Below are 15,431 nucleotides of genomic sequence, written 5' to 3' on the forward strand. Positions count from 1 at the left end.
CGTTCCTCCTCATGATCTGCGCCCCCTCCATCGTCGCTTCGCGCTGCGCTTCCGTCGAATCCACGCAATAGCCGCATCTTCCGCGGCGGCAGGTGTCGACGCCCTTCTCTCCCGGGAGGGGCTCACTGACTTGCCCACACGCTCTCACGCTGCCACACTCAGATGTGTATGCCAGCCTTCCCTCCGCTTGCCGAACAGCTTGACCTCATTACCAAGGGCGTCGCCGAAATCATTCCGGTTGACGATCTTTCGAAGCGCATCGAGCAGTCCATCGCCACCGGCAGGCCGATGCGCATCAAGGCCGGCTTCGACCCCACCGCGCCCGATCTGCACCTGGGCCACACGGTGCTGATGCGCAAGCTGCGCCACTTCCAGCAGCTTGGTCACACGGTCATCTTCCTGATCGGCGACTCCACCGCGCTGATCGGCGACCCTACCGGCAAATCGCAAACGCGCAAGCCGCTCACCCGCGAGCAGATCGCCGAGAACGCAAAGACCTACCAGGACCAGGTCTTCCGCATCCTCGACCGAGAAAAGACCGAGGTCCGCTACAACTCCGAGTGGCTCGACAAGCTCGGTTACGCGGGCATGATCGGTCTCGCTTCCAAGATCACGCTCTCACAGATGCTCGATCGAAAGGAGTTTCTGAATCGCTTTCGGGCCGAGCAGGATATTTCGCTGCACGAACTCATGTACCCGCTTGCCCAAGGCTACGATTCCGTGATGCTCGAGGCGGACGTCGAGCTAGGCGGGACCGATCAGCTTTTCAATCTACTTATGGGCCGCGAAATGCAACGCAAACACGGCCAGCAGCCCCAGATCGTTCTCACCATGCCCATCATCGAGGGCTTGGACGGCGTGCAGAAAATGTCGAAGTCGCTCAACAACGCGATCGGCGTCTCTGAGCCGACCTTCGACATGTTCGGCAAACTCATGCAGGTCTCTGACGACCTGATGTGGCGGTACTGGACCCTGCTGACCGACGTTCCGCAGTCCGAGATCGACCGCATGCGGGAGGCCGTCGCGAACGGTTCCTTCCACCCCATGCAAGCGAAAAAAGATCTCGCCCGCACCATCACCGCCGGCTTCCACTCACCCGAAGCCGCCGAGCGTGCCGAAGAAAACTGGTCCACCCAGTTTCAGAAAGGTGGCACAAGCGAGGACACCGAGCGTCTCACGCTCACGGGCGCAGACGTCGCCTACAACGACGAAAACCAGACCCTCAACGTCGACAAACTCGTCGTCGCCGCCAGGCTCGCGCCGTCCATGAACGAAGCCCGTCGTAAACGCAGTGAAGGCGCAGTGAAGCTGAATGATGAGCCCACGCAGGACCAGTTCATCGCAGCGCCGACGCTGCCCATCACTTACACCGTGAAGCTCGGCAAGCGTATGAAAGTTATAACCGTCGAATAGTTCACACGCCAAGGTGCCCGGCGCAAACAAGCGCGTACGCGCCGTAGAACTCGTACAGCGCTGGCCCTCAACCCCGGTCAGAGTGTTACGCGCTCTGCCCTTCGTACACCAACGCACAATTCTTTCCGTTGCGTTTGGCCCGGTACATCGCCTCGTCGGCCATGTTCAACAACGCGTCAGAAGTCACGCCGGGCCGGTGCGTCACAATGCCGATGCTCACCGTCACCCTGCGATGCTCCCAGCGCACCGCATCGAGGAGTGTCGCGATGCGCTTGCACAGGGCCTGACCGCCCGCCGCATCCGCGCCCGGCATAATTACCGCGAACTCCTCGCCGCCGTAGCGCACGCTCACGTCTTCCAGGCGCGCCGCGCGGCGCAACACGGCACCTACCTCCTGCAGCACCTCATCGCCATAGGAGTGACCGAACGTATCGTTGAGCGATTTGAAGTTGTCCACGTCGAGCAGCAACAACGTCAACGGAGCCCTGCCGTAATCGGCCTCATAGATCTCCATCTCCAGTCGCGAATCGAAAGCGCGCCGGTTCCAGAGACCCGTCAGGTCATCCGTCAGCGACAGCGATCGCAGCTTCCGGTTTGCATCCTCCAGCGCTTCCTGCAGCTTCACCAACTCTGCCTCGCGCTTCAGTTCATTCGTCAGGTTGATCGCCACCGCCGAAAGCATCTGCTCTCCGTTCTGCAGGCGCAGCGGTGCCTTGATCAGCTTCCAGTACTCGGGTCCCGCGGACGAAATATCCAGCTCGACATAGCTCTCGTGGCACTTGCCGCTGCGCAGCACATATTCGTCCTCCAGCCGCAGCATGTCGGCCTTGGCCTTGTCGACCAGGTCATAGTTCGTCTTGCCCAACCAGTCCTGCGCCGAGATGCCGAAGTGCTCCGCCATGGCCCGGTTGTAAAACAGCAACTCGCCCGACTCCGCCTTCAGGTACGCCTCGATCGGCAGGCTATCCAGGAACAGCCGTAACAGCTCACGCTGCTCCTCCATTCGCCGGGCCTGCTCTTCTGCCGCGTGCATGCGCGCACGCAGTTGCACCCGCGCGGATAACTGCCGCGCCAACACGTCCAGTGACCACGCCTGCTCGGCCGTCAGCACCCGCGGCTCCGTGTCCAGAACACATAGCGCGCCTACCGCCGAGCCGTCTTCCGTTTGCAGCGGAACACCACTGTAAAATCGCACGTTCGGGTCGCCCGTCACCAGGGGATTTGCCACAAAACGCTCGTCCGCGTGCGTATCCGGCACAGTGAACACGCGTTCCATGCGCACCGTGTAGTCGCAAAAGGCGCTCGCACGCGGCATGCTGCCCACCGGCAGACCCACGGCCGACTTGATGAATTGGCTCTCCCGGTCCAGCAGCGTCATCGCGCTGATCGGCACACCGCACAACGTGCTCGCCAGCTTCACAATCTCGTCGAAGTCTGCCTCGGGCGGCGTCCCAAACAGGCCCGTGCTGCTCAGCGCGGCAAGGCGCCGCTCCTCCGTTACATCCTGATGCTGCAACACCCTTACGCCCTCATCGGCTCCAGCAAGTAACCGTCTTGAGGATGGCGCCTCAGCCATCCCATACACGCATGATGATCGTGCGGCAGCAGCAGCAAAACGCCTTCCCGCGACACGGCCTCGTACAAGCGATGCTTCTCTTCGATCGTACGCAGAGGGTCCAGGTCGAACGCCATCACCCATGTGGGTGATATGTGCGCCGCGGTCGGCACCAGGTCCGACGTGAAGCACGCCCGCTCGCCTTCGCTCTCCACATGCACCGCCAGCATGTGCCGCGTGTGCCCCGGGAAACACTCCACGCTCACGCCGGGGCAGATCTGCTCGCGCTCACCTGGCCCAGTCACGCGCACCTGCCGCACCCGCTGCTCTGCCAAGAGCGGCTCGTAGTTTGCCGGCACATAGCTGACCCGGTCACGCTCGGTCTGCCTGCGCCCGTGCTCAATCTCGCCCGCATGCATCACGTACGTCGCATTCGGAAAGAACGCCCGCGGCGCACCTTCGGCATCCTCCACCGTGTTCCACCCACAATGATCCCAGTGCAGGTGCGTATTGATGACGAAATCCACCTCCGGTGGCGCGACCCCCGCCGCTTCCAGCGAAGCGGGCAGCAACTTCGCGGTTGCGTAGATCCGCTCAAACTTCGGCGGCAGCTTGTTCCCGAACCCCGTCTCAATCAGCACCGTGCGCCCACCCAGGCGCACGGCCACGCAGTTCAATCCAATCTCCACGCAGTTCCGCGCATCGGGCGTCACCCGCTTCTCCCAAAGCGTGCGCGGCACCACGCCAAACATCGCGCCACCATCGAACCGGCACGTGCCATCCGTGCACACCGTAATCTCCGCCGCACCCACGCGCGCCCGCCCGCGAATCAACGCCCCTGGATCCTCTGCCAGCCACCACTCCACAGCCAAACTCCCCGTAATGCAAAGAGGCCACGGCATCGCCGTGGCCTCTGTCTCTTCAGGACGCTAATCCTGTTCCTTACGAACCTTCTTGCGATTCCGCTTGCGCGCCAATGCTTCCTTCACGCGCTTCTTCTCGCCCGGCTTCAGGTAAAAGGAGTGGCGCTTCACTTCCTTGATGATGTCTTCCTGCTGCACCTTGCGCTTGAACCGGCGCAACGCATTCTCAAGGGGCTCGCCTTCCTGCAAACGTACCTCTGCCAACCGAATACACCTCGCCTTCGGGCCACCCGGGCCAACGTCAAGTGTACACCACGAGGTCCGCTGCCGAATCGTGTACCCCGCGCCACAGCGCCGTTAATGCACCTGAACCGTGAGCTGCACCGAATGCGTAATGCCTGCCGCACCCTGGGCCGTCACAGTCACGCGGTAGCTGCCTGCGGGCGTGGACGCCGGCTCTTTGCCACTGCAGCCCTGCAACCACAACGCGCCGGCGCACACTGCCACTGCCGCGATGCACCCGCCGTTCCAGCGCCGCCGCCGCAGTCCCAGGCACAGAACGCCTGCGGCAAGCAGGCCGCTGCCCAGCTCACGCCCCAATCCGCCGCCCAGCCCACGGCCAAACCCGCGCCCCGGCTCCAGCCGGCTCACCGTTCCCTCCGGTCCCCACTTCAGCAGCACATTCGCGTTCACCAGCAGCTTCACCTGCTGCGGACCTCCACTCAGCGGAGCGGTCGTGTCCCGCTCAAACGCGCACTCCGCATTCACCGGCAAAGGACCGCAGCTCAGGTGTACTGGTTGGTCATACCCGCCCAGCGGCGAAGCCGTCAGTGTCACCACGGCATACCCGCTGTGCGGAATCGACAGGGTTGTCCCGGAACTGGTGAAGGCAAAGTCATAGGGCATCACCTCTACCGTGACCGTTGCCGCCGTAAACGCAATCCCGGCCGCGGCATTGGCAAATGTCGCCGTGACCACGTGCCTCCCCAGGCCAAACGTGCTCACCGGCAGCTGCGCCACGCCCGCGCTTACCGGCGCACTGCCCAGCGGTGTCGTCCCTTCCAGAAACATCGCCGTGCCCGATACCGCGGCCCCGCTGTTCGCCGTTACTGTCAGCCGCAGTGTCACCGTTTCGCCCTGGTGCGCGGGATTGGGTTGCGCCGTCAGCGCCAGTTGCGCTGTCACCGGCTGTACCACCTGCACGACGATCGGCGAGGTGCTGCCGTTAAAGTCGCCGGATCCACCATAGCTGGCCGACAGGTTGTGCGACCCGATCGCCAGCGAGCTGGTACTGAACGCCGCCGCGCCATTCGCATCCACCGGCACCGTGCCCAGCGGCGCGCCGCCGTCGCGGAACAGCACCGGTCCCTGCGGCCTGCCGCCCGCCACCGCCTGTGGCGAAACTGTCGCGCTCAGCGTCACCGTCTGCCCAAACAGCGACGGGTTCGGCGAAGTCCGCAGCGCAGTCACCGTCGGCGCGCCCTCGACCTGCAGCTGCACCGTCGCCGAGCTTGTCGCGAACTGCGTCGTCGCGTTAAACGTCGCCGTTACCGCATACGCGCCCGCGCCCAGCTGGCTCGTCGTGATCGCCGCTGCGCCACCCAGCAGCGGAGCCGTCCCCAGCACCACCAAGCCGTTCGCCCCTGCCGCGGTAAACGTCACGTTGCCCGTTACGGTTACAAACGGGTCCGTGACCGTCGCCGTCAACGTCACCGGCTGGAACGCCCGCGCCGGGTTGGGCTGCACGGTCAGCCCGGTCGCGCTCGGCAGTCCCGTCACCGTCAGGTCCACCGCGTTGCTCGTGCCCGGGTCGAAGTTGAAGTCGCCCGGATATGTCGCCGTAATGTGGTGTGTGCCCACCGTCAGAAACGACGTGCTCAGCGCCGCCGCCGCGACTCCATTCCCCGTGGCCGTGCCGATGACCGTTCCGCCCAGCGTGGCCGTGCCGATCGTCGCCGGCCCGCCCCCGCCTGGCGCCGCGCCCGACACACTGTCCACAAACGTCACCACACCCGTCGGCACATTGCAGTTGCCCGTCACCGTCGCCGTCACCGTCACCGGCGATCCGCCCGCCACCGGGTTCGGCGTCGCACCCAACCCAATCGGCGGTGCCGGATGCACCTGGTACGCCCCCATGTCCACCTTGCCGCACACCGTCCGGTTCTTCCCGTCAAGGTCCGTCGCAGGCAACATCGGCGCGGCGATGTCGCCCGCATAGATGGTCGGGGAGTTGGCAGTCTCGTGCAGGTCTCCGTTGGCGGCGTCCCGCAGCAGCGGATCGACATGGAGGTTCGTTGGGCCGACCGGAAAGATGTTTGTGGGTTGCACGCCGGGCGAGAAAAGGTCGTTGTAGCGGATGTCGAAGTGATTCGGGTCGCAGTCCTCGCCGCATTCGAGCGGACCATATTGTGCGAAATTCAACACAGGGTTTGTCAACGTGACAATGTTGTCTTCCAGGATTGCACTCTGGAAGGAACCGTCCAGCCTGTCCGTTACACCGATGAAAGAGTTACTTACTTGAACGAGTTGCGGCAGATCTTTTCCAGTATGAGATCCCGACAAAAGGATGCCCGGGTCGTTGTCATTCACAGGATGCTTCACATAGACGAGGTTTCCCGAGAGGATGAGCAGCTTGGGATGACCTTCGTAACCACTTTGAACCTGCAGCGAACCATCATCGGGATGTCCCTGCGAATCTGTCCTGCCATTGTCGTGAATCTCGTTCTGAATAAGATCGACCTCATCCGCCGATCCCATCGCAACACCGACACTGCCATATGCTGCGTTGTTTACCGTTAAATCAATGTAATTTCCGTGTATATGATTGTTGGCAATCCGAACGCTGGTGGCGTTTGCAATTGCGATACCGTCACCAAAGCAAAACCCTTGATCGACTTCTCCGACTTTGTTGTTCGCCAGCAGTTGACCCGTAACTTCGTTTCCAATAAATTGCGGACCCGCCCCGTTCCGAATGACAACGTTGCACCCATAATTTCGCTGCACCAGGTTGTTTGCAAGGGTCGGAGATGCACCCTCTGCCAGAATTCCCGCCGAAACCTCGGTGCAGGGATAGCTGAGACACTGTATGGTGGCACTATTATGGCCGTTCTGGATCGTGAACCCGTTCAAAACGGCTGCCCGGCTTTCGCCCGAGTGAAACCAAACGGTAGGCGGTCCATCCTGTACGCCATTGAGTATGGTTTGACTTGCGCTGCTTGATGAGTTCGCACCAGTAGTTACCGTAATATTCTTGCCGAGGAAATCGATATTCTCGTTGTATGTGCCCGGTGAGACGAGGATCGTATCGCCGTTCTGCGCCTGAACGATGCCAGCCTGAATCGTGGGTGCGTCACCGGGAACATGAATCGTGCGTTGGCCAAGCGCTACAACCTGCGAAACGCAAAGTGTTATGAGGCAAAGCAGCCGTTTCAAGCGAGAACTCCTGCAAGGTAATGGCGGTTAGACGTGCATGCCGGCTCGACGGCTCTGTGAAAGCGAGCGGCAGCAGAGCGAAGCCCTGCTGCCGCCGCCAGAGCTAGTATGTGTGTGCGAGTGTGAAGGGGCGGTTATCCTGGTCCGCTCCGAAGGCGTTGAAAAGCTGCATCAACGAATTCGGCACGTACTGTGGCACACCCGACTTTTCACGGATGTTGCTGACCAGGGTAGGTGGACCGCCCATCTGGTAGTGAGGATCGACCGTCGTCCAGGTGTTGCCGTCGGCCGAGTACTTATACAGGAACTTGTGATCCCCGTCGTTGGTCCGGAAGCCGATATACAGGAGTCCGTTGGAAAGCGCCACCGACGGTGTCGTTGAAGTTGAGTCATTGGCGGCTGTCGAGGATTGATACAATTGCGTGCCGTTCGTGGTCTGGAACAGATTGATCTGGTGCGAATTGAAGTCCTGCCCGGCAATGTACAGCGTTCCGTTCGGTCCGATGGCCATACCGGGGTCGAAACCCATGTTTGCGCCGAGGGACGCGTAGGTTAGGTAATTCCCATTCTGATCGACGCTGATGAGAACCAGATTGTTGGTGCTTTGCAGGTTCCTGTCGCCATCCAGGAAGCTCACATACAGGCGTTGGTGGGCAGGATCGTCGGCCAGGCTGGGTCCGCTGTATGACGTTGCGAACTGTGTAACATAAGTGAAAGTTGACCCGCCTCCGGCAGATCTTGCGAGTGTGATGGCATAGCCGGAGTTGTAAGCGATGAAAAGTTGACCACCTTGCAAGGAAGAATAAATAAGTGCTGGTGCCAGCTTCGTGTATACGATGGATGGCCCGTTAGAGTATTGCACCGTCAAATTGCCTAAGAACGTGAGATTCGAGGAGCCGTCCGTGTTGGTGTAAATGCCGATCGCGTGATTGCCGTTGCCGTCATCGTTGGTACGAGAAGTGACGGCGACATACAGTTTGCCGTCGTTCTGGTTGATGGCCGCGCCGACCTTCTCACGCTGGTCGGGTCCGCCAACCAGCACGTTGTAATTCTGGTTACCCTGCCCGGTCCAGTTTAAAGCTGGAGTACCGTTTGGGGGTACGGTGTACTGCGGTCCACCACCGCCGCCACCGCCGCCGGGGCAACCGGGGTCATCGGGATCCTCACAGGGCGGCGGCTGGAGGTTGGGCGTGGGCTGGGCATTGGGGTGAGCTTGCGCGAGTGTCGGCAGGGATACGGCGAAGGACGCCAAGAGCATGGCGCCCAGCATGAAGTTCTTCATGGTGCTGCCTATTTTCAACATCGGTGAACGCGGACGGCCGCTACCTGTCAGCCCCAACGGGCTGCTGCTCAGGTGTACCTGGTCCGTGGATACCAACCGCTAACCCGGAGAAGAAACGAGAGCAGCATCCGCCCGCCCGATGCATTCTGTCAAGCGCGCATCATAATTGTTTTCGCGTTACCGCTAACGTAGCCGGAAAGCTGCTCTCTCCTTTTCCCGGCGATTGCGCCACCCTGCGGGTATCCCATACGCCCGGACCGACTAGGATTGAGTGCCCCATGATTGCGCTTTCTTGCGATAGGTGGACCTCGCGCGAACACCGCGATTTTGAATCAGAACCTCATCCCTCCGCGAAACCTGTCAAGCCCCAACCACAGCTAAACCCAAGCACACGAGCAGCTTACCCGTGGCATGCAATTACCTTCGCGTTCTCTACAATAGATACAGAGCCTTCTCCCACTCAAAGCCAGCGTCTTTCCGCGCGGCAACGCGATGTGGTGAGAAGCCGTTCAGAATGAAGAACTTGCCCGTAAGTTCCGCAACAACAGGAACTTACGGGCAAGCCAAATTTCTAAACCGCTCCGAATGAAGAACTTGACAAAACCACAAGGGGGGTGGGGCAAACACCTCACGGATAGAACCGTATGTATGGTCGGGTAGCCCATACATACAGGCTCGTCGAAATGGGTGCTCCACATATCGCGCTCTTCGCGATGCATGAAGCACCCACTCCGCTAGAAAGAGCCGCTGGCGGCCTGCCGCTCGGCAAACGGCCCGATCACCGGCAGCACCCACTTGCTTCCCTGTGACGCGCGCACCATCAGCATGATCCAGATCACCAGAAAGCCGATGCCGATCAGAAGGCTGCCGGCGAGGTGGATCATCACAAAAACGCCATGCGTCATCACATCCAGCAGGCCCGCAATCAGGTTCCAGAGGAACGAAATCACAAACACGGACAGGTTGAAGAAGATGGACTGGAACGCGTTAAAACGCACAAACGAATCGCGCTTGTAGGGCTCCAGAACCAGAAAGATGATTCCCGAGATAAAGCCGAACAGGTAGGCAAGCACAGAGGCCGTGGTTGCAGATAACCCGCCCGGCTGCCCCGCGGGCGGTGGCACGTATCCAGGAGGTGGCGCCTGGTAGCCAGGGCCGGGTGGTGGATACCCGCCTGGGGTCGCCATGAGAACAGGGGATGCAGCAAACGAAGGCTCGGTGAAGCGGTAACGCATGTGTTACTCCTCGCGACGCGAAATGATGTTGGAACCAGGTGTTTTAGATTTGCAGTGTGCAATGCACCTTATCCTCACAACCCGTCCGTTCGCAACACCTTTCTATTCCGCGATCACCTTTACGAAACTTCCCTCCGGCAGCGCCTTGCCGCCCAGCAGGTGTACTACTCCGTCCTTCACGAACCCACGCAGCATGCCTCCGCTGGTCACGGGCGGTGACACGGGGCGTGCGCCGGCAGCACTCTCCGGCGCGGCCGGCGCTTGTCGCTGCTCCACACCATGGCTTTCGCGTGCCGAAGCCTGTCCGTTCTGACTCACCGGACGTACCGCAGCTGCCTCGGGCGCGCGCCCCATGCCGCGGTCCATCGCCTCATTCGCCAGGCGGTCCGCGTCCTTGTTTTTGTGGCGCAGCGCGTGCGTGATCTGAAAGCTTTCCAGTTTCGCGATCCGGCGTCGCGCTTCCTCAAACAGCGGCCGCAGATCAGGGCTGTTCACCTTGTACCGGCCCTGCACCTGCTTGACCATCAGCTCGGAATCGCTGACCACCTTCAGGTGCGACACACCGTGGTCCAGCGACCACTGCAGCACGCCCAGCAGCCCGCTGTACTCGGCATAGTTGTTGGTCCGCTTGCCCAGGTACTCCGACAACTCGGCCAGCTTCGCACCGGCCTCGTCGGTAATGACCGCTCCGTACCCGGCCGGCCCCGGATTGCCGCGTGCCCCGCCATCGCAATGCGCCAGTGCTGTGGTTCCACGCGCGCCCGGTTTCGGCTGCACGCGTTCCTCTCCAAACAATGCCCGTGTTCCCATCTGGCACTATTATCGCCACATCCGCCGCGCGGTGTAGCGCGCCAACTTAGGGAGGCCAACAGCGAAGCCCGCCGGCGAGGCGGGCCCGGAGCGAGCAATGACCGAAAAAGACAGGCGCGAACCTACAGGTCGCGCAGCAGCTCCGACAGGCTTATCTTGAACCCCTTGGCGACCGCGTCCAAGAAGTTCAGACTCATGCCTTTTCGCCCGCGTTCCACGTCGCTCAGGAAGCTGCGATCAATGCCCAGATACGCGGCCAGCTGCACCTGAGTCATGTTGCTGGTACGCCGCAAAAACCGCAGGCGTTCTCCAAAACGTTGATTTACCGGTTGAACTCGAGGAGAAGCGACAGGCGTGCTTTCATGCACCGCCCGAACGGAAGCGTTCCGAGTAAGCATCAATACCTTACAAAAATGAAGAGGTCCTATACAGGGCCTCCAGCCCATCATCTTGCGTGCGATGTTGCAGGAGACAACTCAAATGTAGCGCCCAGTGGCTGACTTTGTTGCGGTCATAGACCGAAATTCCGTTTCCTGACAGCAAATGGCGTGGCCCTTCTTATTGCTCTTCGAGAGAGCTACTCGACAAGCACCTTTACGATCCGCACCGGCCTCAGCGCATGGTCCTCCGCGTTGCGCGGAACCCGCGCAATCGCCTCCACCACCTTGACCGAAGCATCGTCACACTGCCCGAAGATCGTGTAGCTTCCATCCAGTCGCCGCAGCGGATGCTCCGTGATAAAGAACTCGCTTTCATTCGTGTCTGGCCCGCCGTTCGCGTACGCCAGCCGTCCCGGCCGGTCAAAGTTCAGCCCCGGCACGATCTCGTTACCAAAATGGAAGCCGATCTCCTCCCCGCCGCTGGGATCGTCCGGCAGGTCCGCATTCTGGATCATAAAGTCCGGCACCACCCGCCCAAACGACAGGCCGTCGTAGAAGTGCTTGCCCTTCACCACCTGCTTCGTCTTCGGATCGGTGAACGGCTTTGCGCCCGTCGCCAGCCCGATGAAATTCTCCGTCGCGATCGGCGTCTGCGTAAACAGCTTGCACGTGATCGGCCCCACCGTGGTCGTGATATGCACCGTCGGCCCGGTCGGCTCCGGCGACACGATCGCCTCCAGCGGTGCCGTCACCTTGTCCACGCCATCGACTTGGGTAAGCGGTATCTCCGCCGCTACCGCCGGCAGCGGCTCACCTGCCGCCAGTACCGCAACCCGGTTCAGCACCACCGGCGATGCCGAATGATTGTCCACGCTCAGCAGTTCGTGCGAGATCGCACTCACGACCTTGACCGACGCTTCGTCGCACTGCCCAAAGATGCCAGCCGACACCTCCGGCGTCCGCTCCTCCGCGTGGTCCAGCACGTAGAACGAACGGCCATCCATCTGCCCGCCCGTAATACGCATGGCCAGCCGCCCCGGCCGGTCGAACTTCAGAACCGTCGACGCCTCCGGCTGCAACGAACCGATTCCCGCCGCACCGGCACCCGGCACCACGTTGATTCGGCGTCCGCCCGCCGCACCCGAAGACACGCCATACATCACCGTTGCGTCATACATCGGCTTGCCGGTCACGGTCGCGTTCGCCGTCGCATCCATCCACGCGATCTTGCCCGCCGCCAGCCCGGTAAACAGCGCCACGGTCACCGGCTTTTCTTTCCCAAAGAGCTTGCACGTGATGCGCCCACGGTTTGTTTCGAAGACCACCGTCGGCCCCGTCGGCGCCGGCCCGGCATTCACCACCGTCTTTCCCGCCGCAGCGCGCGCAGGCCCACGCTGCGCCACCACAGCCGGCGCGCACAGCAACCCGGCACCACAAGGAATCACCGCAAAACGAAACATGGAGGCAAGCATGCCTCCATGTATACCGCGACACAAAGCCGCGCGGATTTGCCGCCATGTGCCCCACCTTCGCCGCGCTCTTTGCGGCTAAGGTGGGTTCACCTCAGTTCGAAGGGGTCACTGCGCGGAGTCGACTTTAGCCATGCACGCGTAGAGAAGAATGCACCGAACAAAGATACACACGCTATCAGGACCGCGATGCCGCACCCCCATTGAGTACGCTGCAAAGGAAATACAAGGCCATGAAATTGACCTTGAGTTCGTATCGAGTAAGCGATCCTGTATTCGAGCAGACCGTAACCTACGGACATCAAGGCCAGCAAAGCCAACAAGATCGCCGCAAAGGCTAAAACAATTCTTCGCATCCGGACCTTCTTTGCCGGACCTACTTCTCACTCGTCGGCGGCGCAATGTTCTTCAACCGCAAGTACGTCGACAGTTCCGCATACTGCTCGTTGTCGTGAGACACATTGCCCCAGGCCATGCCGATGCGCGACCGTTTGCCCTGCCCCGCCGTCAACGCCTCCGTCACGTTCGCCGTTGTCAGCGCACCGTACGCCTTGTCGCACTCCGCGAAGCTCGCCTTCAGCCCGGCAATTACGGCATCCTTGCTGGCCTCATCTCCCGGCACGCTCTTCGGATCGAACGTTCCACCGTTCAGCGTCGTGCACGTGTGGAACTGCGCCTCCGTCACATGGTTCACGACGCGCGCAAAGCTGCGAATCTCCGGCGTCGGCTTAAACCCGTACTGGTCCGCTGGCATCTTCTCCGCCGCCTTGATCAGGTTCGGCTTCAACCGCTCATAGGACCCGCGCACCTCTGCCGCCGGATCTCCGGTCCCGGCCGGCGCCTGCGCCCTGCCTTCCACCACCGCCACCGTCGAAACGCTCAACAGCAACACACCCAGGACTCGCACCAACATGTCTTTTCCTCCGACACCGTTCTACTACACCACAGCTCATTGCGGCGGCGGGGCGGAGGCGACCGGTCAGGCTTAGTGCGCTTCCACTGCGCTGCCAGGCAGAGGATAGAAGTACAGCTCCTTTGTTCCGGCCAGCACCACCGTATCGCCCGTTGGAGACAGTGCATACGTGTCGCGCCCCAACGTGAAGTCATTCGCTGTGATAGTCGACACCGGCTTGCCGTCCGTTGCGCGATACACTCCGATGACTTCGCTCGTCAGGTCGGCCCGGCTGAACTCCTGACCTGGCGACAAGGAGTGCGACGCACGCACGACGCGAACCGCGAACCGGTCCGCAGCCGCCTCATCGGAAGTTTGCATCAGCTCATCCGATGGCGAGTCGGCCTTCAACACCGGGCGGCCATCGCGGCGCAGCATGCGGTACCAGTGCGCACCCGATGAAGTGCATCCCACGACAAATGTCATGCCGCTCGCCGGCACCGAAATCTCAGGTCGGCACGCCGACCGCAGTGTCGCGATCGTCGTCTGCTTCCGGTCCCATTCATAGTTCGACAACTTCCAGCGCCCCGCGCCTTCCCGCGTCAGCCGCAGTTCTCCCGTCGCATCCAGCACGGGCGCCGGAGTCTGCGTGGATCGCTCCGAGGCTGCTAACGGCTGCAGCGCGCCATCCAAAACGCGCACGTCCACCGGCTCCTCCGGTTCCTGCGCCAGGTCGGCCGCAAGCTGCCGGTGCACATCTTCGCTGTAGCGTTCACGAATGGTGCCCACCGCAATGCGGTCTCCCGCGGGTGACACCGTTACGAACGCGACCCGGCCGTCAAGCCGCAGCTTATGGACCATCCGCAGGTTGCTGTCGAGCAGCTGCAGACTGTTCCCCATGTGCACCAGAACGTGCCCGTCTCCGGCGCGCCACAGGTATGCACCATTGCCACGCACACGCCACTCCACCACGCGCCGCACGCTCAGCGAATGCGCATCCACCAGAACCGCCCGCACGGTGCGAGCGCCGTCCTGGCCATAGGTGTCATGCTCCCGCAGGTAATGCGGATCAAAGGTGCACAGCAGCGTACTGTTGTCCAGAAACGTCACGGTCGTTTCGCGGTTGAACTCCGTCATCAGCCGCTTGTCGTGCGGTGCATAGCCCAGGCTGCGCAACGGCAGCGACCGCACAGTTCCCGCCGTTTCGCCCACGGCCTGGTGTGCGGGGATCACACTGCAGCCCTCGCTGCACACCTCCGTGGCATCCGTCACGTCCGGCACAACGACGCTGCTCACAGTGTTCGTCGGCGCTGGGCCGGGTGGGATCGCAGATAAACTCCCTGACACGCCGGAGCTGTTCGCAACCGTTGCAACCACACGGCCGGGCTGTTCGACCGCAACCAGCACCATCACGGTGCCGCGCTCCAGCCGCAGATCGTGCTTACGTGCGGTCACCACGCTGCCGCCGTGCGGGCCGGTGCCAACCGACAACGCCACATTCGGAATATGAATCACGTCGCCGAACTGCACGCTGCCCGGCAACACCAGCGTTTCCCGCGGCGAATAGTTGTTCAGGTTTGACGCGGTATTCACGCTGCGGAAACCGCCGTTGATCGCGAGCGGCGAATCCGCGAGCGGCGGTGCCTCCACCACACCCGTCTGCCCGGTCGTTCCGCCGCCGGGCGCCAGCACCGACGCCGTCAACAGCGACACCGGCGTTGAGGTCACTCCATTACAATCTGCCGCCGTCAGCACCAGCTCAAAGCTCGCGTTGGGCGAAAGCTTGCCCCGCCGCGTCACCTCAGACACGTGACCCTGCACCGTCGCACCGGACGACAGCGTGCAGCCCGGCCCGGCCCAGCGTTGCCTTACCTCCAGCACCACCGGTGCGTTTGGCTGCAGTTGCGCCACGTCCAGCACCCGGTACGTGGACACCAGCAGCGGCATGCCATGCGGTCCCCTCGCCACCTCTGGCGCGCGCGCATTGGACGCCGAACCAGTGGTCGCATCCGACTTCTGACCACGCGCGGTCGCAAGTGTTCCGCACACCGCCAGCAACGCGCACGTTGCGATCGCTCTCAATTGCAAAGGGAAAGCCTC

General features: G+C 61.9%; 12 protein-coding genes. 1 reads left to right on the forward strand and 11 read right to left on the reverse strand.

What is annotated here, in order from left to right; translation table 11 throughout:
* Positions 1-168: 168 nt before the first annotated feature.
* Positions 169-1,413: a tyrosine--tRNA ligase gene (tyrS, locus tag ACOFKT_RS12490; protein WP_419804310.1), complete on the forward strand. Its 1,245-nt coding sequence runs from the start codon at positions 169-171 to the stop codon at positions 1,411-1,413.
* 85 nt (positions 1,414-1,498) lie between these two features.
* Here the strand turns inward: tyrS and ACOFKT_RS12495 are convergent, their stop codons facing one another.
* The 11 genes from ACOFKT_RS12495 to ACOFKT_RS12545 all read right to left on the reverse strand — a co-directional run bounded on the left by ACOFKT_RS12495 (position 1,499) and on the right by ACOFKT_RS12545 (position 15,419).
* Entirely contained in the window at positions 1,499-2,929 is a 1,431-nt protein-coding gene (locus tag ACOFKT_RS12495) for a diguanylate cyclase (RefSeq protein ID WP_419804311.1), read from the reverse strand.
* Positions 2,930-2,934: 5 nt separating this feature from the next.
* A complete protein-coding gene (locus ACOFKT_RS12500; protein WP_419804312.1) occupies positions 2,935-3,870 on the reverse strand; it encodes an MBL fold metallo-hydrolase in 936 nt (311 codons plus the stop codon).
* Between the two features lie 27 nt (positions 3,871-3,897).
* On the reverse strand, positions 3,898-4,095 hold the full coding sequence (gene rpsU, locus ACOFKT_RS12505; protein WP_041592738.1) for a 30S ribosomal protein S21: 198 nt from the start codon (positions 4,093-4,095) through the stop codon (positions 3,898-3,900).
* Positions 4,096-4,188: 93 nt separating this feature from the next.
* Positions 4,189-7,263: an Ig-like domain repeat protein gene (locus tag ACOFKT_RS12510; protein WP_419804313.1), complete on the reverse strand. Its 3,075-nt coding sequence runs from the start codon at positions 7,261-7,263 to the stop codon at positions 4,189-4,191.
* A 103-nt stretch (positions 7,264-7,366) separates the two neighbouring features.
* Positions 7,367-8,545 carry a hypothetical protein gene (locus tag ACOFKT_RS12515; protein WP_419804314.1) on the reverse strand — a complete coding sequence of 393 codons (1,179 nt, stop codon included), beginning with the start codon at positions 8,543-8,545 and terminating at the stop codon, positions 7,367-7,369.
* A gap of 734 nt (positions 8,546-9,279) precedes the next feature.
* Positions 9,280-9,780 (reverse strand): DUF4870 domain-containing protein, encoded by a 501-nt coding sequence (locus ACOFKT_RS12520; protein WP_419804315.1) that lies wholly within the window; start codon positions 9,778-9,780, stop codon positions 9,280-9,282.
* A gap of 102 nt (positions 9,781-9,882) precedes the next feature.
* A complete protein-coding gene (locus tag ACOFKT_RS12525) occupies positions 9,883-10,557 on the reverse strand; it encodes a ribonuclease HI family protein (protein WP_419804316.1) in 675 nt (224 codons plus the stop codon).
* A 155-nt stretch (positions 10,558-10,712) separates the two neighbouring features.
* Positions 10,713-11,039 (reverse strand): helix-turn-helix domain-containing protein, encoded by a 327-nt coding sequence (locus tag ACOFKT_RS12530; protein WP_419804317.1) that lies wholly within the window; start codon positions 11,037-11,039, stop codon positions 10,713-10,715.
* A 128-nt stretch (positions 11,040-11,167) separates the two neighbouring features.
* On the reverse strand, positions 11,168-12,430 hold the full coding sequence (locus ACOFKT_RS12535; protein WP_419804318.1) for a peptidylprolyl isomerase: 1,263 nt from the start codon (positions 12,428-12,430) through the stop codon (positions 11,168-11,170).
* A gap of 385 nt (positions 12,431-12,815) precedes the next feature.
* Positions 12,816-13,352 carry a DinB family protein gene (locus ACOFKT_RS12540; RefSeq protein ID WP_419804319.1) on the reverse strand — a complete coding sequence of 179 codons (537 nt, stop codon included), beginning with the start codon at positions 13,350-13,352 and terminating at the stop codon, positions 12,816-12,818.
* 72 nt (positions 13,353-13,424) lie between these two features.
* Positions 13,425-15,419, reverse strand: coding sequence for a hypothetical protein (locus ACOFKT_RS12545; protein ID WP_419804320.1), 1,995 nt, complete (start codon positions 15,417-15,419; stop codon positions 13,425-13,427).
* Positions 15,420-15,431 lie beyond the last annotated feature (12 nt).

The sequence above is a fragment of the Terriglobus sp. genome (assembly GCF_965201105.1).
Classification (GTDB): domain Bacteria; phylum Acidobacteriota; class Terriglobia; order Terriglobales; family Acidobacteriaceae; genus Terriglobus.

Coding starts and splice junctions, on each gene's coding strand:
- ACOFKT_RS12530 (WP_419804317.1), bottom strand. CDS start 11,039: ATGATGGGCTGGAGGCCCTGTATAGGACCTCTTCATTTTTGTAAGGTA.
- ACOFKT_RS12540 (WP_419804319.1), bottom strand. CDS start 13,352: ATGTTGGTGCGAGTCCTGGGTGTGTTGCTGTTGAGCGTTTCGACGGTG.
- tyrS (WP_419804310.1), top strand. CDS start 169: ATGCCAGCCTTCCCTCCGCTTGCCGAACAGCTTGACCTCATTACCAAG.
- ACOFKT_RS12535 (WP_419804318.1), bottom strand. CDS start 12,430: ATGTTTCGTTTTGCGGTGATTCCTTGTGGTGCCGGGTTGCTGTGCGCG.
- ACOFKT_RS12520 (WP_419804315.1), bottom strand. CDS start 9,780: ATGCGTTACCGCTTCACCGAGCCTTCGTTTGCTGCATCCCCTGTTCTC.
- ACOFKT_RS12500 (WP_419804312.1), bottom strand. CDS start 3,870: ATGCCGTGGCCTCTTTGCATTACGGGGAGTTTGGCTGTGGAGTGGTGG.
- ACOFKT_RS12515 (WP_419804314.1), bottom strand. CDS start 8,545: ATGAAGAACTTCATGCTGGGCGCCATGCTCTTGGCGTCCTTCGCCGTA.